The organism is Aquiflexum sp. TKW24L (genome assembly GCF_023502205.1).
In the GTDB taxonomy this organism is placed as follows: Bacteria; Bacteroidota; Bacteroidia; order Cytophagales; family Cyclobacteriaceae; genus Cognataquiflexum.
Window position 1 is genome coordinate 1 of the sequence record NZ_JAMFLG010000096.1, and the last position, 586, is coordinate 586.

The 586-nt window shown below is 53.2% G+C and carries 1 protein-coding gene; it reads left to right on the forward strand.

Annotated features, from left to right (window positions below):
• Positions 1-73: 73 nt before the first annotated feature.
• Positions 74-586, forward strand: a 513-nt coding sequence (locus tag M3O96_RS21920) for a hypothetical protein (RefSeq protein WP_249725482.1), incomplete at its 3' end; no start/stop codon positions are given.

A 586-nucleotide genomic window follows, 5' to 3' on the forward strand; every position in this document is an offset into this window, starting at 1 on the left:
GACAACAGTTGTGACGATCAACGGCGGACCGTTCACCTATACCGGATCGGCGATTGAACCCGCCACGGTAAGTGTGACCGGCGCAGGCGGATTGAACCTGACCCCGGCAGCTGATTATGCAAACAATGTGAATGCGGGAACCGCAACAGCGAGCTACAGCTACCTTGGCGATGACAACTATCTACCAAGCGACGACAGCAAAGACTTCAACATCGGCAAAGCCACAACGACAACAGTTGTGACGATCAATGGCGGACCGTTTACCTATACCGGATCTGCGATTGAACCTGCCACAGTAAGTGTAACAGGCGCAGGCGGATTGAATCTTACCCCGGTAGCGGACTATGTAGACAACATCAATGCGGGAACCGCAACGGCGAGCTACAGCTACCCTGGAGATGCAAACTATCTGCCGAGCAGCGACAGCAAGGACTTCACCATCGGCAAAGCCACAACGACAACAGTTGTGACCATCAATGGCGGACCATTTACCTATACAGGTTCAGCGATTGAACCTGCCACAGTAAGTGTAACAGGCGCAGGCGGATTGAATCTGACCCCGGTAGCGGACTATGTAGACAACATC